23 protein-coding genes and 1 tRNA gene are annotated in these 26,283 nt (G+C 62.8%); 12 read left to right on the top strand and 12 right to left on the bottom strand.

What is annotated here, in order from left to right; translation table 11 throughout:
- Positions 1 to 267 precede the first annotated feature (267 nt).
- Positions 268 to 1,185 carry a UDP-3-O-acyl-N-acetylglucosamine deacetylase gene (gene lpxC, locus F6X42_RS24870; RefSeq protein WP_187636742.1) on the top strand — a complete coding sequence of 306 codons (918 nt, stop codon included), beginning with the start codon at positions 268 to 270 and terminating at the stop codon, positions 1,183 to 1,185.
- A 60-nt stretch (positions 1,186 to 1,245) separates the two neighbouring features.
- Here the strand turns inward: lpxC and F6X42_RS24865 are convergent, their stop codons facing one another.
- On the bottom strand, positions 1,246 to 1,728 hold the full coding sequence (locus F6X42_RS24865) for a DciA family protein (protein ID WP_187636741.1): 483 nt from the start codon (positions 1,726 to 1,728) through the stop codon (positions 1,246 to 1,248).
- Positions 1,729 to 2,941: 1,213 nt separating this feature from the next.
- Here F6X42_RS24865 and ltrA point away from each other — a divergent pair.
- From ltrA to mutT, 5 genes are all read left to right on the top strand, one after another.
- Entirely contained in the window at positions 2,942 to 4,642 is a 1,701-nt protein-coding gene (gene ltrA / locus F6X42_RS24860) for a group II intron reverse transcriptase/maturase (RefSeq protein WP_187636740.1), read from the top strand.
- Between the two features lie 201 nt (positions 4,643 to 4,843).
- Positions 4,844 to 7,666 carry a preprotein translocase subunit SecA gene (gene secA, locus F6X42_RS24855; protein WP_187636739.1) on the top strand — a complete coding sequence of 941 codons (2,823 nt, stop codon included), beginning with the start codon at positions 4,844 to 4,846 and terminating at the stop codon, positions 7,664 to 7,666.
- 153 nt (positions 7,667 to 7,819) lie between these two features.
- Complete coding sequence (gene argJ / locus F6X42_RS24850) at positions 7,820 to 9,061, top strand: bifunctional glutamate N-acetyltransferase/amino-acid acetyltransferase ArgJ (protein WP_187636738.1); 1,242 nt, start codon at positions 7,820 to 7,822, stop codon at positions 9,059 to 9,061.
- Positions 9,062 to 9,098: 37 nt separating this feature from the next.
- Positions 9,099 to 9,968 (top strand): ATP-binding protein, encoded by an 870-nt coding sequence (locus tag F6X42_RS24845; protein WP_184022871.1) that lies wholly within the window; start codon positions 9,099 to 9,101, stop codon positions 9,966 to 9,968.
- Positions 9,965 to 10,399: an 8-oxo-dGTP diphosphatase MutT gene (gene mutT, locus F6X42_RS24840; protein WP_187636737.1), complete on the top strand. Its 435-nt coding sequence runs from the start codon at positions 9,965 to 9,967 to the stop codon at positions 10,397 to 10,399. The genes F6X42_RS24845 and mutT overlap by 4 nt, the downstream gene beginning before the upstream one ends.
- A gap of 87 nt (positions 10,400 to 10,486) precedes the next feature.
- Here the strand turns inward: mutT and F6X42_RS24835 are convergent, their stop codons facing one another.
- From F6X42_RS24835 to F6X42_RS24795, 9 genes are all read right to left on the bottom strand, one after another.
- The gene (locus F6X42_RS24835; protein ID WP_187636736.1) at positions 10,487 to 10,690 is read right to left on the bottom strand and encodes a DNA gyrase inhibitor YacG; all 204 of its coding nucleotides are present in this window, start codon (positions 10,688 to 10,690) and stop codon (positions 10,487 to 10,489) included.
- 123 nt (positions 10,691 to 10,813) lie between these two features.
- On the bottom strand, positions 10,814 to 11,569 hold the full coding sequence (gene zapD / locus F6X42_RS24830) for a cell division protein ZapD (protein ID WP_187636735.1): 756 nt from the start codon (positions 11,567 to 11,569) through the stop codon (positions 10,814 to 10,816).
- 226 nt (positions 11,570 to 11,795) lie between these two features.
- Positions 11,796 to 12,410 carry a dephospho-CoA kinase gene (coaE, locus tag F6X42_RS24825; RefSeq protein WP_187636734.1) on the bottom strand — a complete coding sequence of 205 codons (615 nt, stop codon included), beginning with the start codon at positions 12,408 to 12,410 and terminating at the stop codon, positions 11,796 to 11,798.
- Positions 12,411 to 12,413: 3 nt separating this feature from the next.
- Positions 12,414 to 13,355: a prepilin peptidase gene (locus F6X42_RS24820; protein ID WP_187636733.1), complete on the bottom strand. Its 942-nt coding sequence runs from the start codon at positions 13,353 to 13,355 to the stop codon at positions 12,414 to 12,416.
- 27 nt (positions 13,356 to 13,382) lie between these two features.
- Complete coding sequence (locus F6X42_RS24815; protein WP_187636732.1) at positions 13,383 to 14,621, bottom strand: type II secretion system F family protein; 1,239 nt, start codon at positions 14,619 to 14,621, stop codon at positions 13,383 to 13,385.
- Entirely contained in the window at positions 14,618 to 15,874 is a 1,257-nt protein-coding gene (locus tag F6X42_RS24810; RefSeq protein WP_187636731.1) for a GspE/PulE family protein, read from the bottom strand. Before F6X42_RS24810 ends, F6X42_RS24815 begins: the two co-directional genes overlap by 4 nt.
- Before the next feature lie 147 nt (positions 15,875 to 16,021).
- A complete protein-coding gene (locus F6X42_RS24805) occupies positions 16,022 to 17,320 on the bottom strand; it encodes an HlyC/CorC family transporter (protein WP_187636730.1) in 1,299 nt (432 codons plus the stop codon).
- Positions 17,321 to 17,541: 221 nt separating this feature from the next.
- A tRNA-Pro gene (locus tag F6X42_RS24800) sits at positions 17,542 to 17,618 on the bottom strand.
- Positions 17,619 to 17,667: 49 nt separating this feature from the next.
- Positions 17,668 to 18,660 carry a polyprenyl synthetase family protein gene (locus F6X42_RS24795; protein WP_187636729.1) on the bottom strand — a complete coding sequence of 331 codons (993 nt, stop codon included), beginning with the start codon at positions 18,658 to 18,660 and terminating at the stop codon, positions 17,668 to 17,670.
- Positions 18,661 to 18,943: 283 nt separating this feature from the next.
- Between F6X42_RS24795 and rplU the strand changes: the two genes are divergently transcribed.
- The 4 genes from rplU to proB all read left to right on the top strand — a co-directional run bounded on the left by rplU (position 18,944) and on the right by proB (position 22,086).
- On the top strand, positions 18,944 to 19,255 hold the full coding sequence (gene rplU, locus F6X42_RS24790; protein ID WP_007180329.1) for a 50S ribosomal protein L21: 312 nt from the start codon (positions 18,944 to 18,946) through the stop codon (positions 19,253 to 19,255).
- Positions 19,256 to 19,280: 25 nt separating this feature from the next.
- Positions 19,281 to 19,541, top strand: coding sequence for a 50S ribosomal protein L27 (rpmA, locus tag F6X42_RS24785; RefSeq protein WP_008923994.1), 261 nt, complete (start codon positions 19,281 to 19,283; stop codon positions 19,539 to 19,541).
- 236 nt (positions 19,542 to 19,777) lie between these two features.
- Positions 19,778 to 20,899 carry an Obg family GTPase CgtA gene (cgtA, locus tag F6X42_RS24780; RefSeq protein ID WP_187636728.1) on the top strand — a complete coding sequence of 374 codons (1,122 nt, stop codon included), beginning with the start codon at positions 19,778 to 19,780 and terminating at the stop codon, positions 20,897 to 20,899.
- 68 nt (positions 20,900 to 20,967) lie between these two features.
- Positions 20,968 to 22,086 carry a glutamate 5-kinase gene (proB, locus tag F6X42_RS24775; protein WP_187636727.1) on the top strand — a complete coding sequence of 373 codons (1,119 nt, stop codon included), beginning with the start codon at positions 20,968 to 20,970 and terminating at the stop codon, positions 22,084 to 22,086.
- A 131-nt stretch (positions 22,087 to 22,217) separates the two neighbouring features.
- On the opposite strand, the gene F6X42_RS24770 is transcribed toward proB, so the two are convergent.
- Both F6X42_RS24770 and F6X42_RS24765 read right to left on the bottom strand, forming a co-directional pair.
- Positions 22,218 to 22,775 carry a CNP1-like family protein gene (locus tag F6X42_RS24770; protein WP_187636726.1) on the bottom strand — a complete coding sequence of 186 codons (558 nt, stop codon included), beginning with the start codon at positions 22,773 to 22,775 and terminating at the stop codon, positions 22,218 to 22,220.
- Between the two features lie 76 nt (positions 22,776 to 22,851).
- Positions 22,852 to 23,601 (bottom strand): RNA pyrophosphohydrolase, encoded by a 750-nt coding sequence (locus F6X42_RS24765; protein WP_187636725.1) that lies wholly within the window; start codon positions 23,599 to 23,601, stop codon positions 22,852 to 22,854.
- A 305-nt stretch (positions 23,602 to 23,906) separates the two neighbouring features.
- On the opposite strand from F6X42_RS24765, the gene F6X42_RS24760 reads away from it, so the two are divergent.
- Positions 23,907 to 25,643 (top strand): proline--tRNA ligase, encoded by a 1,737-nt coding sequence (locus tag F6X42_RS24760; protein ID WP_187636724.1) that lies wholly within the window; start codon positions 23,907 to 23,909, stop codon positions 25,641 to 25,643.
- Between the two features lie 12 nt (positions 25,644 to 25,655).
- A complete protein-coding gene (locus tag F6X42_RS24755; RefSeq protein ID WP_187636723.1) occupies positions 25,656 to 26,255 on the top strand; it encodes a MarC family protein in 600 nt (199 codons plus the stop codon).
- Positions 26,256 to 26,283 lie beyond the last annotated feature (28 nt).

Genomic DNA, 26,283 nt, shown 5'->3' with positions numbered 1-26,283 from the left:
CGCCGCGACCCGCGCTTATGCCGCGTGGCGCCATGGCAACGGTGATTGCGACGCTTTTGTGACAGGCCGTTACGCGGGCCGATGACCGGAAACGCCTCCGTTCCGGGGCATCGGCCCATCACGCTTTGCGTCGCTGTGCCCCGCTGGTAATGCAGCGAAACAGTTTGATACGTTCCTCGCAAAGACGATGGTTTGGGGATTGGAGTATAATTCGTGCTATGAATTAAAAAGTCCTGATTAGGATTTTCAATCGAATAGAAGACCACCATGTTGAAGCAGCGCACAATCAAATCGATCGTCAAGACTGTCGGCATCGGCTTGCACTCCGGCCGCAAAGTCAATCTGACGCTCCGTCCGGCGGCGCCGGGCACTGGCATCGTGTTTTCGCGCGTGGATTTGCCCACGCCGGTGGACATTCCTGCGTCGGCGATGGCGATTGGCGATACGCGTCTGGCTTCCGTGTTGCAGAAAGACGGCGCGCGCGTGTCGACCATCGAGCATCTGATGTCCGCCTGCGCCGGTCTTGGCATCGACAATCTTTACGTCGAGGTCACCGCCGAGGAAATCCCGATCATGGACGGCAGCGCGGGTTCGTTCGTGTTCCTGATCCAGTCGGCGGGAATCGAAGAACAGAACGCGCCGAAGAAATTCATCAAGGTCACGAAGCCGGTCGAAATTCGCGACGGCGACAAGTTCGCACGCCTCGATCCGTACTTCGGCTTCAGGCTCAAATTCACGATTGACTTCCGCCACCCGGCTGTGGACAAAACCGGCCAGGCGCTGGAAGTGGATTTCGCCAATACGTCGTATGTACGCGAAATCGCGCGTGCCCGCACGTTCGGCTTCGCGCATGAAGTGGAAATGATGCGTGAGCTCGGCCTCGCGCGCGGCGGCAGCATGGACAACGCGATCGTGCTCGACGAATACCGCATCCTGAACAACGACGGCCTGCGTTACGAGGACGAGTTCGTCAAGCACAAGATGCTCGACGCGATCGGCGACCTGTACGTGGTCGGTCACCCGCTGCTCGCGTCGTACACCGCGTACAAGTCGGGCCACGGTCTGAACAACGCGCTGCTGCGCGAACTGCTCGCGCACGAAGACTCGTACGAAATCGTCACATTCGACGACACACAGAAGGCCCCGCGCGGCTTCGCGTACGAAACGCAGACGGCGTTCGCATAACGCCGGTGTGACTGGCAAGCAGATGAAAACGGCCCCGCGGGGCCGTTTTTCGTTGAGTGTTCAGCGATTGCGCCGATGCCGCGCGGCCATGCGCGCGAGTGCTTCCTGCAGCGGTGATGGCGCGAGCGATTCGCTCAACGCCCGCAGCGCGTCGGCGCCGGCCGGCGTCATGCGCGCCTGCTTGACGGGCGGCGGTTCCTTCAGCGGCTGAGGCCGCACGCGAATCTTCAGCGCCTGCACGGGCCAGCCGCGCTGCTGCAAATCCGCCAGCAGCCGCGGCTCCAGATGCCGCAGACGGGCCGCGAGCGCGTTATGCGCGGCGAACAGAGCCAGTACGCCTTCCTTGATGAAGCCGGGTTCGACGCTCGTCGCCAGATAATCGGGCAGCAGCTCGCGCAGATCCTTCTCGAGCGCGGCGATCTGCTCGACGCCCGCGCGCAGCGCGGCGAACGCATCCGTGCGGCCGAGTACCTCGGCAAGCGGTTGCGGGCGGCGCCGATCGAACTGCTTCGGCGGCCTTGAAAAGGACGAAAAACGGCTCATGTTTGGGATTGACGACCCGAGCTCGCCCCATGCGCGCTCACCCCGAGATTGTACCGCGCGGGCAGCTCGCCAAACCGGTCCGCGGCGCGCTGGAGATTGCCGGGCGGGGCTGGCGGAGGCCGGCGCCGTCAAGCCTGTGACACGAGCGCAGCCGGAGGCGCGTGCTAAAATGCCCGATTCGGTGCGACACGCACGCTCGTGTCCGGCTGCTCCACGTTACGGAGCATCGACTAGAGGGTTATTGAGGTAACTCACCATGCCCTCCGCAGGCGGCCCCCCTGTGGGCCGCACTTTAGGAAGCGGATGCAACCCTATGGGAAGCATCCTTGTAGTGAAATTGGAAACCGGAGCAATCAGCCGGGAACCTTGTTGCATGGGCTTGATTACCGTCAGGTCCCGCCCAGTCAGCGGCTTCACCTCCGCCGACAGGGCGGGGTGATGTTTGCAATTCCCGAGCCTTCAGGCAAGGGTTTCGCTAAACGATACGAGCGAAAGCTCGGTGTGTCATTGTTCGACCTCGTTTGTTGGAAGACGAGGGTAGTGAACCTGCTGTACGACCAGCAGTAGCCTAGGAAGACATGCGTTACTGGCAACGGTGGGGTGTGAAGCTCTTCTGACAATGTAGCCCCCGGACGTTTCGGGCAGATTGGTTCCGCGAGGAGGCGGTCTGGATACTCCTAGCAGCAAGGGGGTAAGGCGCTAGGCTGGCTGATAGGGTTAACGGAAGTGAACTGCTGATAAACCTCGTTAGCATTGTGTGCCAAAGCTGCTGATAGGCACTAACCAAAAGGTATGCGGTTGGATAGCCCGCTCGAATCTCGGGTTACGTCGTTCGTGATACCGCCGGGGAATAGGCAGAACCTAAGTCAGTCGTGTGACATGCCGGGAACGTGGTAAGCCTGTATGGTTGCCAGCGCAGTAAGGCTGGCAGGCGAACCGCAAGGGACGCTGTTGATTGTGCAGGTATGGGAGGACGGAAAAAGCGAAAGCCGGGCTGTAATGGTTCGGATAGGGGTTGGAACATCACCCCACGCGAAAGCGGGCAGACTTCCGTCTGGTCTACCGTCGCAAGACGGCTGACTACCCTCTGTAACTTGGTCAGATGCAGGTGCATGCGCCTGCATTGAGTTTTGTTGTTCCCCAGCGGGGTGTATCTACCCCGCTGGGGGAGATGCGCCTTCTGTCTGGGGACTTTTCCAGGTAGGAGAGCAGCATGAAAGTATCTGGTCGAAAGACCGGATCTGCGCTTTCCCGCGCGCCGGACAACTGGTACGCCGTAGATTGGCGACGGGTTGAGCGGAACGTGAGAGGGATGCAGATTCGAATTGCGAAGGCGACGCGGGAAGGTGACTGGCGCAGGGTGAAAGCCCTGCAACGGATGCTAACTCGCACGTTGTCTGCGAAGCTGTATGCGGTACGACGTGTTACGCAAAACCAGGGTGCGCGAACGGCTGGAGTCGATCGCGAGCTATGGGATTCGCCTGAGAGCCGGTGGGAAGCCATCGGCAGGTTGAAGCGGCGCGGATACAAGCCTCTGCCATTACGGAGAGTCTTTATCCCCAAGGCAAATGGGAAGGAACGTCCACTGGGCATTCCGACCATGCGGGACAGGGCGATGCAAGCTCTGCATCTGCTGGCCTTGGAGCCAGTGTCGGAATCGACGAGCGACCTGAACTCTTACGGGTTCAGGTTGAATCGTTCGACAGCCGACGCGATGTCCCAAATCCGCGTCTGTATGTCCCAAGAGGCCTCGGCCAAGTGGGTGCTAGAAGCGGATATCAAGGGGTGCTTCGACCACATCAGTCATGACTGGTTGGAAACCAATGTCCCGATGGACAGAGGAATCCTCCGGAAATGGTTGAAGGCCGGCCTGATTTATCAAGGCCGGCTACGGGCGACTGAGGCCGGTACGCCGCAGGGAGGCATCATCTCCCCGACGTTGGCTAACGTAACGCTGAACGGGCTGGAACGAGAACTGGCGGTGCATCTCGGTGCAAAACTGGGGATCATGAAAGCCCGAAGGCTGAAGGTAAATGTGGTGCGGTACGCGGACGACTTCGTGATAACCGGTGACTCGAAAGAGATACTGGAGCAAGAGGTCCGACCTTGGGTGGAGGCATTCCTTGCGGTTCGAGGGTTGCAGTTATCGGAGGAAAAGACGCGGATCACTCACATTGACGACGGCTTTGATTTCCTTGGGTGGAATTTCCGGAAGTACTCGGGAAAGATGCTCATCAAACCGAGCAAAAAGAACGCGAAAGCGTTCTACAGCAAGGTGGCGGAAACGATTAGCAGCAACAAGACGGTGAAGCAGGAGGAGATGATCCGACTGCTAAACCCAATGTTGCGCGGATGGGCGCAGTATCACCATCCGGTTACGGCCAAAAAGGCGTACACCCGCATGGAGCATCTGGTGTTCCGGAGGCTCTGGTGGTGGTCCAAGCGGCGACATCCGCGAAAGAGCAGCAGTTGGGTGCGACAGAAGTACTTCCACTCAATCGACGCTCGACAGTGGGTGTTCGCGGTCCGGACGGTTCGAGACGATGGCAGTTGGGGCCTGATGGAGTTGTACCAACTCAGCGGTACGGCGATCAGGAGACACAAGAAGATCCAAGGAGAATTCAATCCCTTTGATCCGAAGTGGGAGCAATATGGCGAGCAACTGCGGCAGACGCGTCTGTGGGATTCGATGCGCTACCGGAAACAGTGGGCAAAGCTGTACATGTCGCAGAGCGGGTTGTGTGCGCACTGCGGCTGTGCCTTGACGGACGAAACAGGCTGGCACGACCATCATCTGGAATATCGGATGCATGGCGGGTCAGACAAGTTGTCCAACCGGGTCTTGCTTCACCCGCACTGTCACCAGCAGGTACACGTTGGTAAACTTGTAGTAACTAAGCCGGTTCTGTCGTAGACAGAACTTTGTTTGTAGATTTGAGCCGTATGCGGGGAAACTCGCACGTACGGTTCTCGGGGGGCCCGATCTTCGCAAGAAGGTCGGGCTACCCGACAATTCACTCTTGGACTAAGCCGCCGAGGACTTTCCGACCGAGGCGCGGTAGGCGCGAAGCGCACACCGCGAGCCAGCCGAAGCCGCGACGCAGACACCGATCCGATGACCACCGGTTTTCTACAGAAGATTTTTGGCAGCCGTAATCAGCGGCTAGTCAAGCAATATCAAAAGACCGTCGCGGCGATCAATGCGCTCGAGCCGCAGATCGAGCAATTGACGGATGACCAACTGCGCGCCAAAACGGGTGAATTCCGCCAGCGCGTCGCGAGCGGCGAATCGCTCGACAAGATCCTGCCGGAGGCGTTCGCGGTCTGCCGCGAGGCCAGCAAGCGGGTGCTGAAGATGCGCCACTTCGACGTGCAGCTGATCGGCGGTATGGCGCTGCACTACGGCAAGATCAGCGAAATGCGCACCGGTGAGGGCAAGACGCTCGTCGCGACGCTGCCGGTCTACCTGAACGCGCTGTCGGGCCGCGGCGTCCACGTGGTCACGGTCAACGACTACCTCGCGCAGCGCGACGCGGAATGGATGGCGCGTCTGTATAACTTCCTCGGTCTGTCGGTCGGTATCAACCTGTCGCAGATGGAGCACACGGCGAAGCAGCAAGCGTACGCCGCTGACATCACCTACGGCACCAACAACGAATTCGGCTTCGACTACCTGCGCGACAACATGGTCTACGAGACCGACGCGCGCGTGCAGCGCAGCCTGAACTTCGCGGTCGTCGACGAGGTGGACTCGATCCTGATCGACGAAGCGCGTACGCCGCTGATCATCTCCGGCCAGGCCGAAGATCACACCGAACTCTACGTGCGCATGAACGCGCTGCCGCCGCTGCTCGAGCGCCAGATCGGTGAAGAGAAGGCGGACGGCACCGGCGTCGAGAAGCCGGGCGACTACACGCTGGACGAAAAAGGCCGTCAGGTCTTCCTGACCGAGTCGGGCCACGAAAAGGCCGAGCGCCTGCTCTCTGAGTGGGGCCTGATCGGCGACGGCGAAAGCCTGTACGCGCCGCAGAACATCACGCTGATGCACCACGTGTACGCCGCGTTGCGTGCGCACACGCTGTTCTTCAAGGATCAGCACTACGTCGTGCAGAACGGCGAAGTGATCATCGTCGACGAATTCACCGGCCGTCTGATGGCCGGCCGCCGCTGGTCGGACGGTCTGCACCAGGCGGTCGAGGCGAAGGAGCACGTGAAGATCCAGAGCGAGAACCAGACGCTCGCATCGATCACGTTCCAGAACTACTTCCGCATGTACGCGAAGCTGGCCGGCATGACCGGCACGGCCGACACCGAAGCGTACGAATTCAACGAGATCTACGGTCTCGAAACGGTCGTGATCCCGACCAACCGTCCGCCGAAGCGGATCGACAAGCAGGATCAGATCTACAAGACCGCGAAGGAACGCTACGACGCGGTGATCCGCGACATTCGCGAGTGCTTCGAACGCGGTCAGCCGGTGCTGGTCGGCACGACGTCGATCGAGAACTCGGAGCTGCTGTCGCATCTGCTAAAGCAGGTCAGCTTGCCGCACGAAGTGCTGAACGCGAAGCAGCACGCGCGCGAAGCGGAGATCGTCGCCGAGGCGGGCCGTCCGCAGCGCATCACGATCGCGACCAACATGGCCGGCCGTGGTACGGACATCGTGCTCGGCGGCAACGCGGAGAAGCAGGCGTCGTTCATCGAGCAGGACGAAACGCTCGCCGAGGACGAAAAGCAGCGCCGCATCCAGAAGCTGCACGACGAATGGCAGACGCTGCACGATCAGGTGAAGGCCGCAGGCGGTCTGCACATCATCGGTACCGAGCGTCACGAGTCGCGCCGTATCGACAACCAGTTGCGCGGCCGTGCGGGCCGTCAGGGCGACCCCGGTTCGTCGCGCTTCTATCTGTCGCTGGAAGATCCGCTGCTGCGCATTTTCGCGGGCGATCGCGTGCGTGCGATCATGGACCGGCTGAAGATGCCGGAAGGCGAGGCGATCGAAGCGGGCATCGTGTCGCGCTCGATCGAATCGGCGCAACGCAAGGTCGAGGCGCGCAACTTCGATATTCGTAAGCAATTGCTCGAATACGACGACGTGTCGAACGACCAGCGCAAGGTGATCTACCAGCAGCGCAACGAATTGCTGGAAGCGAACGACATCACCGAGACCATCACGGCGATGCGTCACGGTGTCATCAGCGACATCGTGCATCAGTTCGTGCCGGCGGGCAGCATCGAAGAGCAGTGGGACGTGCCCGAGCTCGAGGAAGTGCTGCGCAACGAATGGCAGCTCGACCTCGCGATCCAGGAAATGATCAACGAGTCGAACTCGATCAGCGTGGAAGAGATTCTCGAAGCGGTCGAGGCCGCCGCGGACGAAGGGTACGAGGCGAAGGTCCAGTTGGTCGGCCGCGAATCGTTCAGCGCGTTCGAGCGCTCGATCATGCTGCAGACACTCGACCGCGCATGGCGCGAGCATCTGGCCGCGCTCGATCATCTGCGTCAGGGCATCCATCTGCGCGGCTATGCGCAGAAGAACCCGAAGCAGGAATACAAGCGCGAGGCGTTCGAACTGTTCGCTGCGATGCTCGACGCCGTGAAGCTCGAAGTCACGCGCATCGTGATGAACGTGCAGATCCAGTCGCCGGAGCAGCTCGAAGCGGCCGCGGAGCACATGGAAGAGCAGGGCGGTCATCTGGAGAACGTCGAATTCCGTCATGCCGAGTTCGCGGAAGCCGGCGCCGCGGCGCCCGTCGCGGCCGAAGCGGCCACCGCCGCGATGATCGGCGACGCGATGAGCCACGGTCACGGCCACGGCGCCGCGCCGCAGGCGGCCGTGCGCATGAACACCGACAGCGTGCCGAAGGTCGGCCGCAACGACCCGTGCCCGTGCGGCAGCGGCAAGAAGTACAAGCAGTGCCACGGCAAGATCGCCTGATGGCGATGCGGCGCGCTTCCGGGCGCGCCGTGTCGTTTTTGAGCGCCGCTTGGCCGTTTTGATTTCGCGGGTGACCCGGCAGCACGCCCGGATCATCAGTTCCGTTTCCCCGATGCCGGCGTCCGCCGGCATTTTCTTCGACAGGTCGCGACCATGGCTGTCAACTTTCCCTCGATCGATCCCCCTCAACTCCACCCCGTAGCCGGCGTCTCGCTCGGCTGGGCGGAAGCGAATATCCGCAAGCCGAACCGGAAGGACGTGCTCGTCATTTCCTTCGACGAAGGTGCGACGGTAGGCGGCGTGTTCACGCAGAACCGCTTCTGCGCGGCGCCCGTCACGGTCTGCCGCGAGAACCTGCAGCGCGTGCGCGCGGGCGGCAAGCCGATTCGCGCGCTGGTGATCAACACCGGCAACGCGAACGCGGGCACCGGTGAGCCGGGCCTCGCGGCGACGCGCGAAACCTGCGCGGAACTCGCTCGTCTCGCCGACATCGCGCCCGAGCAGGTGCTCCCGTTCTCGACGGGGGTGATTCTCGAGCCGCTGCCGGTCGATCGTCTGAAGGCCGGTTTGCCGGCCGCGCTCGCGAATCGCAAGGAAGCGAACTGGTACGACGCGGCGCAGTCGATCATGACGACCGACACGCTGCCGAAGGGGAGCTCGCGCCAGGTCACGATCGACGGTCACACGGTCACGCTGACCGGCATCAGCAAGGGCGCTGGCATGATCAAGCCGAACATGGCGACCATGCTCGGCTTTCTCGCGTTCGACGCGGCCGTCGCGCAGCCGGTGCTGGACGAGCTCGTGAAGCACGTCGCGGACCGCTCGTTCAACTGCATCACGATCGATGGCGATACGTCGACCAACGATTCGTTCATCCTGATCGCGTCGGGCAAATCGAGCCTGTCCGCGATCACGTCCACCGATTCGCCCGCTTATGCAGCGCTGCGCGACGCGGTGACCGACGTCGCTCAGAACCTCGCGCAACTGATCGTGCGCGACGGCGAAGGCGCGACCAAATTCATGACCGTGCATGTCGAAGGCGGTTCGAGCGTCGGCGAATGCCGCCAGATCGCTTACGCGATCGGCCACTCGCCGCTCGTCAAGACGGCCTTCTATGCATCGGACCCGAACCTCGGCCGCATTCTCGCGGCCATCGGCTATGCCGGCGTGGACGATCTCGATGTCGGCAAGATCGATCTGTATCTGGACGACGTGCTGGTCGCGACTGCCGGCGGCCGCAACCCGACCTACCGCGAAGAAGACGGGCAGCGCGTGATGAAAAAGAGCGAGATCGGCATCCGCGTCGTGCTCGGCCGCGGCAATGCGCAAGCCACGATCTGGACCTGCGATCTGTCGCACGACTACGTGAGCATCAACGCCGACTACCGCTCGTAATCAGGTTCAAAGCGCGGCCGCGGGCCGCCTACTTACCATGGACAAACTCGAACAGTTTCTGAACCGGGCCGAAGCCGTGCTCGGCCGCCTGGAAGCGATGCTTCCGCCCGCCGCGCCGGACATCGATTGGTCGGCTGCGGTCGCTTTCCGCTGGCGCAAGCGTCAGGGGCGCGGCTACTTGCAGCCGGTGCACGCCATTTCGCCGATCACGCTCGACGACCTGCAGAACATCGATCGCCAGAAAGGGTTGATCGAACAGAACACGCGCCAGTTCGTGCGCGCTCAGCCGGCCAACAATGTGCTGCTGACGGGCGCGCGCGGTACCGGCAAGTCGTCGCTGATCAAGGCGTGTCTGAACGCGTACGCGAAAGACGGCCTGCGCCTGATCGAAGTGGACAAGGACGATTTGCACGACCTCGGCGACATCGTCGATCTGATCGCCAAACGTCCGGAGCGCTTCGTCGTGTTCTGCGACGACCTGTCGTTCGAAGAAGGCGAGTCGGGCTACAAGGCGCTGAAGGTCGCGCTCGATGGCTCGGTCGCGGCGCAGTCCGACAACGTGCTGATCTACGCGACGTCGAACCGCCGCCATCTGCTGCCCGAGTACATGAGCGACAACGAGACCTATAAGCACACCTCGGACGGCGAAATTCATCCGGGCGAACTGGTCGAAGAGAAAATCTCGCTGTCCGAGCGTTTCGGGCTGTGGGTCAGCTTCTATCCGTTCAAGCAGGACGACTACCTGACGATCATCGCGCACTGGCTGCGCCATTTCGGTTGCGACGACGCCGAGATCGAATCGGCGCGCGGCGATGCGCTGGTGTGGGCGCTCGAACGCGGCTCGCGCTCGGGGCGGGTCGCGTGGCAGTTCGCGCGCGACTGGTCCGGCCGTAAGACGCCAGCATGAGCGAAACACGCGAGAACGCCGGCAAAATCGGCGCGGGCCGTCCGGTCACCGAAGTCGCGGTCGGCGTGCTGATGCAGCCAGATGGGCGGTATCTGCTTGCGCAGCGTCCGGCCGGCAAGCCGTACGAGGGCTACTGGGAGTTTCCGGGCGGCAAGCTCGAAGCGGGTGAATCGGTCGAGGCCGCGCTTGTGCGAGAGTTGCACGAGGAGTTGGGAATCGAGGTCGAGGTGAGCCATCTGTGGCATACGCTCGAACACGATTATCCGCACGCCTATGTGCGCCTCTTCTTTTGCAAGGTGACGCAGTGGTCGGGCGAACCACACGGGCGGGAAGGACAGGCTTTCGCGTGGCAGAGCTTGCCTGCGGATGTCTCGCCGCTGCTGCCGGCCACGATCCCGGTGCTGGAGTGGCTCGCGGCCGAGAAGAAGTGATCGATTGAACGAAGTGGTTGAAAAGGCCAGGCGGTAGCGGGCGCTGTCTCGGCAGCGTCGGTCCGCGTGGCTTTTTTACCGGCCCGCTCAGTGCGGGTTGTAGTCGCCGCGCGGGGTTTCCTCTTCGGACGAAGACCCTTCCTGTTCGTTGCCGCCAATGCGGTATTTTTCGGCGGCCCATGCGCCGAGATCGGTCTGCTTGCAGCGCTCGGAGCAGAAAGGACGGAAGCGGCTCTCAGGGGTCCAGCGGACATCTTTACCGCAGGTAGGACATTTGACGACGGTAGGCATACGGTCGGACGGTCAATCGCGAACGGAACAAGTAACGAATATAGGGCTATTTCGCGCCGCTTCAAAGGCGCGTTCCGTCAAATTCGGCGTGCGCTTCTGGATGCGGCGGTAGTTGATCATCCGTTACAAACTGCACAGCGTAAGCTGGAACGGCACGTCGACGTCGACCGCGCGTGGCCGCAGATCGCCGTCCTGCACTGTGAAGCGCACCCACAGCATGTACTTGTTGGCGCTCGCTTCAGGAATCACGCGCAATTCAGGAGCAATGCGAACCTGCATCAATTGATACGAGCGGCCCGACAGCATTTGCTGATAGCTGCCTTGCATCGCCATGACCTTCGACGCCTGGCCCGACTCGCGCGCGAGCCGCAGCACGATCGTGGCCGCGTCGCGCAGCGGCAAAAGCGGTGTCACCCACTTGGCGATGTCCTGGCGACGCTGATCGGGATGCAACTGTTGCCAGGCGTAATACGACGGCAGGTCGAATTTGCAGGTACCACCGGGGATGATTGCGCGGCTGCGAATGCTCGCGAGCCACTCGTTGTCTGCAAGATGCTGGCCGGTTTTGCCTTGCATCTGCGTGAGACCCGCGAGGGTCTGCTCGATTTCGCCGAGCACCGCTTCGAGCGCGCTCTGCTCGATGCCCGGATTGCCCCGAAACGGCGCGAGCGTTTGCCGTTGCCGCTCGAGCTCTTTCATCAGATCCGACTTCAGATCCGCGCGACCCGCCACTTCGGAGATTTCGAATAGCGTTGTCAGTGCGACGTGATGTTCCCTCGCGTCTTCCTGAGTCAGAAAGAACGTGAAACGCTCGAACAGATCTTCGAGCCGCAACAGCGTCCGGATTCGCTCATTGAAGGGGTACTCGTAAAGGATCAAGCGGGCTCGCCTCGGGCGTGGTCGGTGACAGGAATGCAAAACATTCTAATGCCGCGGGACTACCCAAGCAATCACGCACTTTTTCTGCGCGCTTTTGCAACTTTTTTCGTGAGTTCACGGTGTTCCTGAGCGCTTCGGCTCTCGCGTGCGCGCAAAGTTCTCCTTCACAGGGCGTCGTATGCGCTTCATGCCCGCGGCGAAATGGCCGACCTGTGCCCGGCGCGCGCTATAACTCGGCGTCGCCCTTCGCAAGCGACAGATACGCTTGATGGTGAGCGTCCACCTGCGCCTCGAGTTCCTCGAGCGGCGCATTGTCATTGACGATCACGTCGTCGGCGGCGGCGAGGCGCGCTTCGCGCTTGACCTGGCGCGCGATGATCGCGAGCACCTGCTCACGGCTGAAGCCGTTGCGGCTCATCACACGCGCGATCTGCGTGTCGACGGCGCAATCGACGGTGAGCACGCGATTCACCCGGTTCTTCCATGTCCCGGACTCGACCAGCAACGGCACCACGACGATCACATAGGGCCCTTGCGCTTCGCGCTCTTCGCGCTCGGTTTCCGCGCGAATCAACGGATGCGTGATGGCTTCGAGACGCTTGCGCGCGGTCTCGTCGCTGAACACGAGCGTGCGCATGCGCGCGCGATCGAGCGAGCCATCGGCGGCGACGAACTCCGCGCCGAATTCGGCGGCAATGTGCGGCATCGCCAGGCCATGCGGCGCGGTGATGCGATGCGCGATCACGTCCGTGTCGACGAGCGGTACGCCGCGCACGGCGAACAGATTGGCCACCGTCGATTTGCCACTACCGATGCCACCTGTGAGTCCGACAACGAACATGGTTCAGCCTCCGAGAGCCAGGTAAAGCGGCGTGCCGACAAATAGCGTGAGCGCACCGCCAGCAGCGAGAAACGGCCCGAACGGCAGCGGCTCCTCGAAGCGCATACGGCCGCGCCACGTCGCCGCGAGGCCGATCACGGCACCGGCCACCGCGGCGATCAGCACGATCTGCGGCAGTGCGGGCCAGCCGAGCCACGCGCCGAGCGCGGCGAGCAGCTTGAAGTCGCCATAGCCCATGCCTTCGAAGCCGCGCACGAGCCTGAAGACCCAATGTACGGCCCACAACACCAGATATCCGAAGATGGCCCCGAGCACCGCGTCGTGCAGATTCGTGAACATGCCGTTGAAATTGACGATCAGGCCGGCCCACAACAGCGGCAGCGTCAAGGAATCGGGCAATAGATGCGTGTCGATGTCGATCGCGCTCATCGCGAGCAACGTCGCACACAGGCCGAAGGCGGCGAGTGCCATCAGCGTCGGGCCGAACGCTGTCAGTGCGCCTGCCGCGAAAGCGGCGCTCGCAATTTCGAGCAGCGGATAGCGCGCGCTGATGTGCGTGCCGCACGCGGAACAACGGCCGCGCAACAGCAGATAGCTCAGCACCGGCAAGTTTTCCCAGGCGCTCAACACGTGGCCGCAATGCGGGCACGCACTACGGGGCACCCACAGGTTGTAGCGCGCGGGCAGTCCGTCGTCGGGCTGCGGCTCGTCGGTGGCCTCGTTGATTTCGGCGAGCCACGCGCGCTCGAGCATGATCGGTAACCGATGCACGACCACGTTCAGGAAGCTGCCAATCACGAGGCCGAGCGCGATCGCGAACGCGACCTGCACGCCGGCGGGCAGGCTCGCGAACGCGACGCCGATATCGCTGGCAAAGCGGCCCGGCAGTAAGCCCGCGAGCAGGCTGGAAGAAGTTTGTGACACGAGCGGAGGAGGAGCCTGCATGGTGATGGAGTGGATTCGGCTGCGATGCTACACCACGTTGCCGAGTTGAATAATGGGAAGATACATCGCGATGACGAGGCCGCCGACCAGCGTGCCGAGCACGACGATCACGAGCGGTTCGCACAGGCTCGATAGCGTGCCGATCCTGTCGTCGACCTGGCGATCCGCAAGCGACGCGACATCGAGCAGCATTCTGTCGAGCGCGCCGGATTCCTCGGCGACCGCAACGGGCTGCACGACCTCGGGAGGAAAGCAGTGGGCCGCGCGCATCGCCGCGGCGAGTCGTTCACCGCGGCGCAGTCTCATGGCGATGGTTGCCGTTGCACGATCGAAGAATGCATTGCCGGTCGCCTGCGTGAGCGAATCGAACGCGTCGGCGAGCGGTGTACCGGCGGACAGCAACGTGCCGAGCGCGCGACTCCAGCGCGCGGCGCACAACGTGCGCAGCAGCGGGCCGGCCACCGGCAGGTTGAGCGACACGCGCCCGAAGCGGATGCGCGCGCTTGCCGAACGGCGCAGCACCAACGAGATGGCCGAACTCGTTGCGACCATCAGTACGAACAGCGGCACACTCCAGCGCGCGGCGGCCGTCGAGAGCGCCAGCACGAACTGCGTCGGCGCGGGCAGCTTCGCGCCGAAGCCATCGAAAATCTGCTTGAACGTCGGCACGACCCACACCAGCAACGCAGCGGTAATCGCGACCGCGAGCAGCAGGATCGCGACCGGATAGGTGAGAGCCGCGCGCACTTTCGCGCGCTGCGCGGCGGCGCGTTCGCGATCGTCGGCGAGGCGGGCGAGCACGGTGACGAGCGCACCTGCCGCTTCGCCCACTTCGACGAGCTGGCAGTACAGCGCATTGAACTGCGCCGAGTGCCGCTGCAAGGCCGCCGAAAAGCGCAGGCCGGCGGTGATGTCGCGCGCGACGGTGCCGACGATGCGCGGCATGCCTTGCCGCTGGCCCGACGTCGGCGCCTGCGCGAGTAGCTCAAGCGCGGGCGCGAGCGGCAAACCGGCACGCAGCAGACTGGACAGTTGTCGCGTGAATAGCGTGACATCGGCAGCGCTGGTCTTCGGGAGTGGCGCCGGCCCTTGCGTTGCGAGTTCGACGATAAAGAGGTTGTCGCGTTTGAGTATCGTGCGCGCGGCGCTCGCGTCGGGTGCGATCAGCGTGCCGCTGCGGCGCACGCCGTCCGCGTCGACGCCGCGCCATTTGAAGCGCAGTTCGGCTGCGACCGGCTGTGTCGGTGACAGCGCGGCGGTACTCATGCGACCTCCGTGGCGGCGAGCGCTTCAGCGAGACTTGTGGTGCCGTCGCGCACACGCGCAAGCGCCGCGTCGCGTAACGTAGCGACCTGTTCGGTCTGGGCGAGGCGTGCCAGCTCGTGCGCCCCCGCGCTTGCGACGATCAGCTCGCGCATCGCATCGGACACCGGCATCACCTGATGGATGCCGACGCGCCCCCGATAGCCGATACCGTGGCAAACCGCGCAGCCGGTCGCCGCATACGGTTGCCAGCCGTCGAGCGCATGTTCGCCGAAGCCCGCGGCATGGAGCGCAGCCGCTGAATGCGGCGCGGGCGCGCGGCACGCGACGCACAGTCGCCGCACGAGGCGCTGCGCGGTCACTATGCGCAGTGCCGCTGCAAGGTTGTACGGCTCGACACCGATATCGATGAGCCGCGCGATGGCCGCGGGCGCGTCGTTCGTATGCAGCGTGGACAGCACGAGATGACCGGTTTGGGCGGCCTTCACGGCGACGTCGGCGGTTTCGTTGTCGCGAATTTCGCCGACCATGATGATGTCCGGGTCCTGACGCAGGAAAGCCCGCAGCGCGACCGCGAAAGTCAGTCCGGCTTTTTCGCGCACGCTGACCTGGTTGATGCCGGCCAGCTGGATCTCGGCCGGGTCTTCCACTGAGCAGAGGTTGCGCGCCTCGCCATTCAGCAGATTCAGGAAGCAGTACAGCGACAGCGTCTTGCCGCTGCCTGTCGGTCCGGTGACGAGCATCAGGCCGTGCGGTGCGCGGATCGCGGCGTCGACGGTATCACGCTGTGCCGGATTGAGGCCGAGCGAATCGAGCGAGAGATCGGCGGGCAACGCGTCGAGTCGCCGTAGCACGAGCTTTTCGCCGAACAGCGTCGGCAGCGAATTGACGCGGTAATCCTCGAACCGTCCTGGCGATGTCGCGAGGCGTAGCCGGCCGTCCTGCGGCACGCGTCGCTCGGCGATGTCCATGCGCGCGAGCACCTTCACACGCGTGACGAACGCGTCGCGCAGATGCGCGGGCGGCCGCGGGATTTCATGCAGCACGCCGTCGATACGTAGCCGCACACGCCAACCATGCTCGGCCGGCTCGATGTGGATGTCCGACGCATTGCGCCGCGTCGCTTCGTGCAACGTGTCGGTCAACAGACGCACGGCTGGGGCGTTGTCGGGATCGTTCAGACTCGTTGCGCTGGTTTCGCCGTCGACAGCGGGTGGGCGCGGCAATGCCGCGGCGGTGGCAAAGGGTGTTTGCATGAGAGACCGGTGATGAGCCGCCTGTAGAACATGACGGCTTCATCTTCCGGTTGCGGGCGTCCGAATGCCATTCGGCCATTCGGCTAATGGTGCGTGTCGCGAGCCTGTGCGATGCTGACTGTGAATCAGCGAGCGCCGGCGACAGGTTCAGCTGGACCGTGCTTTACCGGTCTTCGTGCGCGACGGCGATTTGAACAGCTTGACGGTGCGGATCGCCTGATCGTCGCTGCGCATCACTTCGAGCTTGGTGTCGCCGATGCGCACGCAGACGTCGCCGTCGGGGATGTCTTCGAGGATTTCGAGAATCAGGCCGTTGAGGGTCCTGGGGCCGTCGGTGGGCAGCGCGAGTTGCAGCCAGCGGTTCAGCTCGCGCAACGGCATGCTGCCCGCGACGATGCATTCGCCCGCCTCGTTCCAGCCGCCGCGCGAACTGGCGCCACGCGGAATCGACGTGGTGAATTCGCCGATCAACTCCTCGATGATGTCCTCTGGCGTGACGAGACCTTGCAGTTCGCCGTATTCATTGACGACGAGCGCGATCCGCTGCCGGCTCTCCTGAAAGTATTGCAGCTGCTGGAACACCGGCGTGCCGCTCGGCACGAAGTACGGCTCGGCGAGCAGCTCGCGCAGGGTATCGCGTTCAAGCTCCTGGTTGTGCAGCGCTGACAGCGTCTTGCGCACGTGTAGCACACCGAGCACGCGGTCGATGTCGCCCTGGTAGACGATCAGCTTGTTGTGATAGCAGGTCTCCAGTTGATGCAGGATCTGTTCGAACGGGGCGTCGAAGTCGAGCGCCTCGATACGGCGGCGCGGGATCATCACGTCATCGACGGAGATGTTTTCGAGGTCGAACAGGTTCAGCAGGATGCTGCGGTGTTTGGTCGGCATGAAGCTGCCCGACTCGAGCACGATGGTGCGCAGTTCCTCGGTGGACAGCCGCTGGTCGCGCGCGCCCTTCGTATTGATGTGCAGCACGCGCAGGATGCCGGTGGCGAACAGGTTGACGAACCAGATCAACGGTCTTGCGACGCGCATCAGCGGGGCAATCAGCAGGCTCGCGGGTAGCGCGATTTTCTCGGGAAACGTCGCGCCGACGATCTTTGGCGTGATTTCCGCGAAAACGATGATGAGGAATGCGACGATACCGGTCGCTATCGACAGCACGAGGCTATTGCGGCCGAACGTATGCAACGCGACAGATGTGGTCAGTACCGGAATGATCGTGTTGAACAGGTTGTTGCCGATCAGGATCACGCTCAGCAACTGATCGGTTTTCGCGAGCAGGCCTTGGGTCGTTTTCGCGCCGAGCGTGTTTTTGCTGGCGAGATGTTTGAGGCGATGACGATTGAGCGCCATCATCGCTGTCTCGGAAATGGAAAAGAAGGCGGAGCAGACGAGCAGCAGAAGGACGGCGCCGATCTGCGCCCATAAAGGAAGTTGTTCCACGCGTCGGGAAAAATAAGGGAAAGGATGGAGAGAATATAGCAGAGGGGGCTGTGCGTTCCACCGTGGACGGCGGCTGCCGCGAGAGCTGCGATATGCGCGCCGCCAGAAGGGAAAGACAGCGGCGCAGCGCAGTATTGAAGCAGCGAAATTCGCCGCGCAAAACAAAAAACCGCCGAGCAATGCTGCGGCGGTTTTTGAAACCTGAGTGAACAAGGTGAATCTGGTCGGGGTGAGAGGATTCGAACCTCCGGCCTCTACGTCCCGAACGTAGCGCTCTACCAGGCTAAGCTACACCCCGATTTGGTACTGCCGACTCGACTCGGACTGATTCGCCGGTTCAGTCTCGTTCAAGACTGCCTTGCCGTCGAGTAAGAGCATAATTCTAGCAGGCTCTCTTTAAAAATGGAATGGGGAAACGAGGAAATTGCTGCTGCGGCTGCCTGAGCTTCCTGTTTCGCGCACTCGAGAGTGTGGTCGAGTGCGCCCGAGCGCGTGATCGCGTCGAAAATCGTATCGAACCGGTCGGTGCCGCCTTGCTCGATTGCTTCGCGCGCGAGCGCCGACTGCTCCGGCGTACCGCGTTCGATCAGATAGATGAGCGGAAGCGTCGGTTTGCCTTCGCGCAGATCGTCGCCGGCGTTCTTGCCCATCGACTCGGCCGTACCCGTGTAATCGAGCCAGTCGTCCATGATCTGGAACGCGGTACCGATGCGGCGGCCGTATTCCGCAGCGGCGGCTTCGGTTTTCGCGTCGGCGCCGGCCAGCACCGCGCCGAGCTGAGCGGCCGCCTCGAACAACTTTGCGGTCTTGTAGCGGATCACCTGCATGTATCGGGCTTCGTCGACGTCCGCATCGTGCATGTTCAACAACTGCAGAACTTCGCCTTCGGAGATGATGTTGGTCGCCTCCGACAGGATCTCCATCACGCGCATCTTGCCCACGCCGACCATCATCTGGAACGAGCGTGAATACAGAAAATCGCCGACCAGAACGCTCGCGGCATTGCCGAACAACGCGTTGGCGGTCTGGCGACCGCGCCGCAGGTCGGACTCGTCGACCACGTCGTCATGCAGCAGTGTGGCCGTGTGGATGAATTCGACGACCGCGGCCAGCTCGTGCCGGTGCCCCGTCGTGTCGCCAAGCGCGCCCGCCACCAGCAACAACAGCGCGGGCCGCAGCCGCTTGCCGCCGGCGCTGATGATGTACTCGGAAATCTGATTGATCAGCATCACGTCCGACGCAAGACGTTGCCGGATGACGCGATTGACCTGCTGCATGTCTTCGGCGATCGGAGCAAGCAGGCTGGCGACGTTGGGGGAGGGGGTGGCAGTCGACGACATGATGGCTGAATTGGGTAGTGCCGCGAATTATAAGGTGATCGGGGCGTTTCCGGGTCGTCGGGTGCGGCGCGGATGCGTTTCGCATGGCGCAAGGACTGCCCCCGAGGCCGTCTGCGGGGCACCGCGCGTCGCTGGTTACCGCATGCGACCATCTGTGAGAAAGCGAGAAGCCGGACAGTAGACGGTTTGGTGAGCAGGTTTTGACCGAGCAGCTAACTCTATGTATAATCGACAGTTTCCGCGCGCGGTGCGTGGGAAAAATGAATACAGAGTGAGGTTCTCAATGTACGCGGTCATAAAAACCGGTGGCAAGCAGTACAAGGTTGCCGTCGGCGAAAAACTTAAAGTAGAACAGATACCGGCAGACATTGACGCTGAAATCACGCTCGACCAGGTTCTCGCAGTGGGCGAAGGCGAATCGATTAAGTTCGGTACGCCGCTGGTCAGTGGGGCTTCCGTCAAGGCTACCGTCGTGTCGCAAGGTCGTCACGCCAAAGTGACGATCTTCAAGATGCGTCGCCGGAAGCACTACCAGAAGCATGGCGGCCACCGCCAGAACTATACCGAACTGCGCATCGACGCGATCAACGCGTAAGCGCATCGGTTAAGGAGCAAATCAAATGGCACACAAAAAGGCAGGCGGATCGTCCCGGAACGGCCGCGACTCTGAATCGAAGCGCCTCGGCGTCAAGGTTTACGGCGGCCAGGCTATCAATGCTGGTGGCATCATCGTGCGTCAGCGCGGTACGCGCATGCACGCTGGTGAGAACGTCGGCATGGGCAAGGATCACACCCTGTTCGCGCTGAAGGACGGCCACGTCCAGTTCTCGACGAAGGGCGCGGCGAAGAAGCACACCGTTTCCGTCGTCCCGGCAGCCTGAGTTTTATCAGGCACGGGCTTCAGGACCGGAAAAGGCCCCGCGAAGTTCGCGGGGCCTTTTTTATTGCGGCGCCTCTTTCGAGTGGCGGCGAAGCCGCGCAGCTAACCGCTTGTCGCCGGCGACTATGCCGTTCGGTCGATTGATCAATGCACGGCGCGCGCGGCAAAATAGCAGAATCCAATCAGTATCAACCCCCTGCATCGAATCGGGCAGTACACCACGGGATGGAGTAACGCATGAAGTTCATTGACGAAGCGAGGATTGAAGTCATCGCCGGCGACGGAGGGGATGGCAGCGCGTCGATGCGCCGCGAGAAATTCGTTCCGTTCGGCGGTCCCGATGGCGGTGACGGCGGCCGGGGCGGCAGCGTGATCGCGGTTGCTGACCGCAACATCAACACGCTGATCGATTACCGCTACGCCAAAAAACATCTGGCGCGCAACGGCGAAAACGGCCGCGGCTCGGATTGTTACGGCAAGGGCGGCGACGACATCACGTTGCGCATGCCGGTCGGCACCACCATCACGGACATGGAAACCGGCGAACTGATCGCCGATCTGACTGAGCACAACCAGAGCGTGCAGATCGCGCAAGGCGGAGCCGGCGGCCTCGGCAATCTGCATTTCAAGTCCAGCACGAACCGCGCGCCGCGTCAGAAGACCGACGGCAAGCCGGGCGAGCGCCGGATGGTGCGCCTTGAACTCAAGGTGCTGGCCGACGTCGGTCTGCTCGGCATGCCGAATGCCGGCAAGTCGACGTTTATCTCGTCGGTATCGAACGCGAAGCCGAAAATCGCCGATTACCCGTTCACTACGCTCGCGCCGAATCTCGGCGTCGTGCGCGTGGGGCCGAGCCGCAGTTTCGTGATCGCCGACATTCCGGGGCTGATCGAAGGCGCGGCGGAAGGCGCCGGCCTCGGCCATCAGTTCCTGCGTCACCTGCAGCGCACTGGCCTGCTGCTGCACATCGTCGACATTGCGCCGTTCGATGAATCGATCAATCCGGTCGTCGAAGCGAAGGCCATCGTCAACGAACTGCGCAAGTACGACGATGAGCTTTACCAGAAGCCGCGCTGGCTCGTGCTAAACAAGCTGGACATGGTGCCTGAGGACGATCGCGAAGCGCGCGTGGCGGCTTTCCTCGAAGGTTTCGGCTGGGACGGTCCGGTGTTCGAGATCTCGGCGCTGACAGGTCAGGGCTGTGAAAATCTTTGCTACGCGGTGTTCGACTACCTCGCCGAGCATTCCGACGCGCAACGCGCGGCCGAAGCCGAAGACCTCGCCTCCGACGTGCGTTTCCGCGAGGGGACGCAAATACCGGCCGCGACCGGCGAAGCCGGCACCGATCCGCAGGAATAACAAATCGAGCGCCGGCGCCAGCGGCGGGCGTCGACATGCGTACGCATCATCTTGGGAGGCAGCGCACAATGCGTTCCGTCATCGCAGATTCACGGCGATTGGTCATCAAAGTCGGTTCGAGCCTCGTCACGAACGACGGGCGCGGCCTCGATCATGCGGCGATCGGCCGCTGGGCCGCGCAGATTGCCGCGCTGCGCGCGCAGGGCAAGGAAGTGGTGTTGGTCAGCTCGGGTGCGATCGCCGAGGGCATGCAGCGGCTTGGCTGGACGAAGCGGCCGCGTGAAATCGATGAGTTGCAGGCGGCCGCGGCGGTCGGTCAGATGGGCCTCGCGCAGGTGTACGAAAGCCGCTTCGCCGAGCATTCCATCCAGACCGCGCAGATCCTGCTTACGCACGCCGACCTCGCCGACCGCGAGCGCTATCTGAATGCGCGCTCCACGCTGCTCACGCTGCTGCGACTCGGTGTCGTGCCGATCATTAACGAGAACGACACGGTCGTCACCGACGAAATCAAGTTCGGCGACAACGACACGCTCGGCGCGCTGGTCGCCAATCTGATCGAGGGCGACGCGCTGATCATTCTGACGGACCAGCAAGGCCTCTTCACCGCCGATCCGCGCAAGGACCCGAACGCGACGCTCGTCCAGCAGGCCGACGCCGGCGCGGCAGAACTGGAGGCGATGGCGGGTGGAGTGGGCTCGAGTCTCGGCCGCGGCGGCATGCTGACCAAGATTCTCGCCGCGAAGCGCGCGGCCCATAGCGGCGCCAATACGGCGATCGCAAGTGGGCGCGAGGCGGACGTGCTGCTGAGGCTGGCGGCGGGCGAGGCGATCGGCACGCAACTGATCGCGCGCACCGCGCGCATGGCGGCGCGCAAGCAATGGATGGCCGATCACCTGCAGGTGCGCGGCCACGTAGTGATCGACGACGGCGCGGTCGAAAAACTGACCGCCGGCGGCAAGAGCCTGCTGCCCATCGGCATCGTCGGCGTGCAGGGCGCGTTTGCGCGCGGCGAGGTGATCGCCTGCCTGAGCGCGTCGGGGCGCGAGGTCGCACGTGGTTTGACGAACTACAGCAGCGCGGAAACCAAGCTGATCCAGCGGCGTCCGAGCGGTGAGATCGAGTCGGTGCTCGGCTATATGCTCGAGCCAGAGCTGATTCATCGCGATAATCTCGTGCTGATTTGATCTCCTAGGCGGCACGCGCATCGTTCACATAAAGAGCCCGCAAAAAAGCCGTTCCAGCGCAGGCTAGAACGGCTTTTTGTCGTCACGCGCAAGGAACTCGCCTGAACCAGGCGCGTGCCGCGCAAACGGAGTCAATGAATCTGCGACGTCTGCGTGCGCTTGTAGCGAATATTCTCGACGATGTGCTGCGCTGTGCCGGTCGGAATCTTGTTCGCGCACATATAGTCCTGATACAGCGCGGCCTGGTACGCGTTCAGCGCGCCGTTTTCGATCCGCGAAAACTGGTTGGCGACCGTGGTGTCCCAGCCGTCGTGATCGGCGTTCAGGCCCGCGTACTGGCGCCATTCATACGTGTCGCAGCGAATGCCCTCGTAATTGACGTTGCGCGCGCCGCCCGGGCTCGTGACGACCACCGTGTAACGCACGACGCCGTCATCGCCGACGCTGACCGACTTCGGGTCGACCGCGAATTGCAACGGCGTATTGCCGGAGACCTCGAATGGCAGCAGGTTCGCGTCGGTGGGGAGCGGCGGCAACGTGTCGACCTTGTTTTCAACCCAGTTGCTCTTGCGATCGAGCAGATAGGTGAACGCGCCGTCGTCTTTGTTGGTCGGTTTGCCGGCGCTCGAACAGCCTGCCAGCAGAGCGCCGGTGGCGACGCACGCCACGGCGAGTGCAAATGCTTTCAATATGATTCCCTCGAAAGACGGACGCGGCTCGAAAGCCGCGCCAGAGAGAGGCGGCGTGAGCCGCCGCCTGGAATGGTTAATCGCGCACGCCTCGTCGGACTAACGGGGCGACTGCCTCGTCGGCTTCGGCCGTTTCGCGCTCGTGCTCCGGTCTCACGTTCGCATCCCGTGGGCCGGGACCGCAATCCGGCACGACCAGCACGCGCGTCGAAGTTTCGACACTGACTGAACTAACGGTCGTGACGGTAGTGACCATCGTGCCTACCATGGAATCCGGCGGGCTTTGCATCGACGACGCTATCCGGGGATAACGCGACCCATGATGCCCGCCAGGTCTTTCCGCACGCGGCGCAGGCCGGCGCATGAAACGGGACAGCTCCGTCAGCGCCAACTGATACACATCCCGCTTGAACTCGATCACACAGTCGAGCGGCACCCAATACTCGTTCCAACGCCACGCATCGAACTCAGGGTGGGCGGTGGCGCGCAAACAGATGTCGCAGTCGCGTCCTACCATCCGGAGCAAAAACCAGATTTGTTTCTGGCCGCGGTAATGACCGCGTACTTCGCGCTTTATGAACTTGTCAGGCACCTCATAACGCAACCAGTCGCGCGTGCGACCGATCACCTTGACGTGCTCAGGAAGCAGCCCGGTTTCTTCGTGTAACTCCCGATACATCGCTTGCACGGGGGTCTCACCATATTTGATGCCCCCTTGCGGAAACTGCCAGGAATGTTCACGGAGCCGTTTGCCCCAAAACACCTCGTTGTGCGCGTTCAAGAGGATGATGCCGACGTTCGGGCGAAAGCCTTCACGATCCAGCATACAACCACCTTCGAATCCTTTAAAATTGCTTTGATTATAAACAGATAACGGACCCTACGCACCGGAACGCATAAGGATGGAGCGATTCGCCGCAACAAGCCCGTGTTTGCGGTAGCCTGTCGGTTTTCCGTGCCGATCCCTTGTCAGAGAGGCTTTGCGCGGCGGTTTCGGCGCCGTGCGGGGGCAGCGCGCCGCCGGTCGCGCGAACCGTACCGGCTGCGCCACCGGATCTGTGTCGATTTTTCCCATGTTTTCACCCTTTTTTGGCGGTCCCCACCGGAAGCCGCCGCTTTTGGACACTTTGAATGAAAGCCTCCCGTTTCTTTATCGGCACCCTCAAAGAAGCGCCCGCCGACGCCGAAATCGTCAGCCACAAGCTCATGGTGCGCGCGGGCATGATCCGTCGCGTCGCGGGCGGTATCTATAACTACCTGCCGGTCGGCCTGCGTTCGATCCGCAAGGTGGAAGCAATCGTGCGCGAGGAAATGAACCGGGCAGGCGCCATCGAGCTCTTGATGCCGGCCGTGCAGCCGGCCGAACTGTGGCAGGAATCGGGCCGCTGGGAGCAGTACGGTCCCGAGCTGCTGCGCTTCAAGGACCGCAAGCAGGCCGATTTCGTGATGGGCCCGACGCACGAGGAAGTGGTCACCGACATCGCGCGCAATCAGATCAAGAGCTATCGCCAGCTGCCGGTCAACTTCTATCAGATCCAGACGAAGTTCCGCGACGAGATCCGTCCGCGGTTCGGCGTGATGCGAGGCCGCGAGTTCATGATGAAAGACGCGTACTCGTTCGACAAGGACGCTGAGGGTCTGCGCGAGTCGTATCGCAAGATGTACGACGCGTACGTGCGCATCTTCACGCGCCTCGGGCTCGAGTTCCGCGCGGTGGCGGCGGACAACGGCTCGATCGGCGGCAGCGGCTCGCATGAATTCCACGTGATCGCCGATATCGGCGAAGACGACATCGCGTATTGCCCGACCTCGGATTTCGCCGCGAACGTCGAGGCAGCCGAAGCGCTGCCGCTGATCGCAGAGCGCGCGGCGCCGGCAGAAGAGATGAAGAAGACCGCGACGCCCGGCAAGGCGAAGTGCGAGGCGGTTGCCGAACTGTTGAACATTCCGCTCGAACGCACGATCAAGTCGGTCGTGCTCGCCACTGAGAACGAAGGCGCCGAGCCGACGATCTGGCTGCTGATGCTGCGCGGCGATCACGATCTGAACGAGATCAAGGCGGCCAAGCTACCGGGCCTCGGTATTTTCCGTATGGCGACCGAAGCCGAGATCGTGGAGACGTTCGGCACGCCGCCGGGCTATCTCGGTCCGATCAACACGAAGAAGCCGGTCAAGGTGATCGCGGACAGCACGGTCGCGAACATGAGCGACTTCGTGGTCGGCGCGAACGAGGTCGACTATCACATTACCGGTGTGAACTGGGGCCGCGACCTGCCGGAGCCGGTCGTCGCCGACATCCGCAACGTGAAGAAGGGCGATCCGTCGCCGGACGGCAAAGGAGTGCTCGACATCTGCCGCGGTATCGAAGTGGGCCACGTGTTCCAGCTCGGCACCAAGTACTCGGAAGCGATGAACGCGACCTGCCTCGACGAAACCGGCAAGCCGCGGCCGATGGAAATGGGCTGCTACGGCATCGGCGTCACGCGTATTCTCGGCGCCGCGATCGAACAGAATTTCGACGACAAGGGCATCATCTGGCCGGAGTCGATCGCGCCGTTTGAAGTCGTGCTGTGCCCGATGGGCTACGACCGCAGCGACGCGGTGCGCGAGCAGGCCGACAAGCTGTACGCGGAGCTAGTCGCGGCCGGCATCGACGTGATCCTCGACGATCGCGGCGAGCGTCCGGGCGTGATGTTCGCCGACTGGGAACTGATCGGCGTGCCGCATCGACTGGTGATCGGCGACCGCGGTCTGAAGGACGGCAAGATTGAGTATCAGGGCCGCCGCGATGCCGAAGCGACGCTGCTGCCGGTCGCGGACGCCGCGCAGACGGTGATCGTCAAAGTGCGCGCGGCGCTCGCGAACTAAGCGGAGCGGGCAGTGGAGTACACCTTCCTGTCCGCGACCGTGCTGCTGATCCTGATCACCGATCCGCTCGGCAACATCCCGATCTTCGTCAGCTGTCTGCGGGGTGTGTCGCCGGAGCGGCGCACGATCGTGATCCTGCGCGAGGTCGCGATCGCGTTTGCGATCCTGCTGGTGTTCATGGTGCTCGGGCAGAGCTTTCTGCGCATGATGAGCCTGAGTGACCAGTCGCTGCGGATCGGCGGCGGCATCGTGCTGTTTCTGATCGCGCTGCGGATGGTGTTTCCGCATCCGGACGGTCCGTTCGGCGGCGACGCGCGCGGCGGCGAGCCGCTGATCGTGCCGCTGGCGATTCCGGCGCTGGCGGGCCCGTCGGCGCTCGCAACGGTCATGCTGCTGACCTCGCAGGCGCCGGGCAAGACATTCGAGTGGGTCGGCGCGTTGACCGTCACGATGATCATCTGCGCGATCGTGCTGATGCTCGCCGAGCGCATTCAGGCGCGGCTCGGTGAACGGGTGATGGCGGCGTTCGAGCGGCTGATGGGCCTCGTACTCGTCGCGATTTCGGTCGAGATGATGCTCGGTGGTATCCGCTCTTTCGTGCACAAGCTGTGAAGCGGGAGTCGGCTTGCGAGTTGCCATC

The organism is Paraburkholderia podalyriae, from assembly GCF_014397785.1.
GTDB classification, from domain to species: Bacteria; Pseudomonadota; Gammaproteobacteria; order Burkholderiales; family Burkholderiaceae; genus Paraburkholderia; species Paraburkholderia podalyriae.
This window is presented reverse-complemented; position numbering and strand designations above follow the sequence as displayed.

Coding starts and splice junctions, on each gene's coding strand:
- proB (WP_187636727.1), top strand. CDS start 20,968: ATGCGTTCCGTCATCGCAGATTCACGGCGATTGGTCATCAAAGTCGGT.
- secA (WP_187636739.1), top strand. CDS start 4,844: ATGACCACCGGTTTTCTACAGAAGATTTTTGGCAGCCGTAATCAGCGG.
- F6X42_RS24820 (WP_187636733.1), bottom strand. CDS start 13,355: ATGCAGGCTCCTCCTCCGCTCGTGTCACAAACTTCTTCCAGCCTGCTC.
- cgtA (WP_187636728.1), top strand. CDS start 19,778: ATGAAGTTCATTGACGAAGCGAGGATTGAAGTCATCGCCGGCGACGGA.
- F6X42_RS24795 (WP_187636729.1), bottom strand. CDS start 18,660: ATGTCGTCGACTGCCACCCCCTCCCCCAACGTCGCCAGCCTGCTTGCT.
- rplU (WP_007180329.1), top strand. CDS start 18,944: ATGTACGCGGTCATAAAAACCGGTGGCAAGCAGTACAAGGTTGCCGTC.
- argJ (WP_187636738.1), top strand. CDS start 7,820: ATGGCTGTCAACTTTCCCTCGATCGATCCCCCTCAACTCCACCCCGTA.
- F6X42_RS24845 (WP_184022871.1), top strand. CDS start 9,099: ATGGACAAACTCGAACAGTTTCTGAACCGGGCCGAAGCCGTGCTCGGC.
- F6X42_RS24765 (WP_187636725.1), bottom strand. CDS start 23,601: ATGCTGGATCGTGAAGGCTTTCGCCCGAACGTCGGCATCATCCTCTTG.
- ltrA (WP_187636740.1), top strand. CDS start 2,942: ATGAAAGTATCTGGTCGAAAGACCGGATCTGCGCTTTCCCGCGCGCCG.
- F6X42_RS24810 (WP_187636731.1), bottom strand. CDS start 15,874: ATGCAAACACCCTTTGCCACCGCCGCGGCATTGCCGCGCCCACCCGCT.
- lpxC (WP_187636742.1), top strand. CDS start 268: ATGTTGAAGCAGCGCACAATCAAATCGATCGTCAAGACTGTCGGCATC.
- coaE (WP_187636734.1), bottom strand. CDS start 12,410: ATGTTCGTTGTCGGACTCACAGGTGGCATCGGTAGTGGCAAATCGACG.
- F6X42_RS24835 (WP_187636736.1), bottom strand. CDS start 10,690: ATGCCTACCGTCGTCAAATGTCCTACCTGCGGTAAAGATGTCCGCTGG.
- F6X42_RS24815 (WP_187636732.1), bottom strand. CDS start 14,621: ATGAGTACCGCCGCGCTGTCACCGACACAGCCGGTCGCAGCCGAACTG.
- mutT (WP_187636737.1), top strand. CDS start 9,965: ATGAGCGAAACACGCGAGAACGCCGGCAAAATCGGCGCGGGCCGTCCG.
- F6X42_RS24760 (WP_187636724.1), top strand. CDS start 23,907: ATGAAAGCCTCCCGTTTCTTTATCGGCACCCTCAAAGAAGCGCCCGCC.
- rpmA (WP_008923994.1), top strand. CDS start 19,281: ATGGCACACAAAAAGGCAGGCGGATCGTCCCGGAACGGCCGCGACTCT.
- F6X42_RS24865 (WP_187636741.1), bottom strand. CDS start 1,728: ATGAGCCGTTTTTCGTCCTTTTCAAGGCCGCCGAAGCAGTTCGATCGG.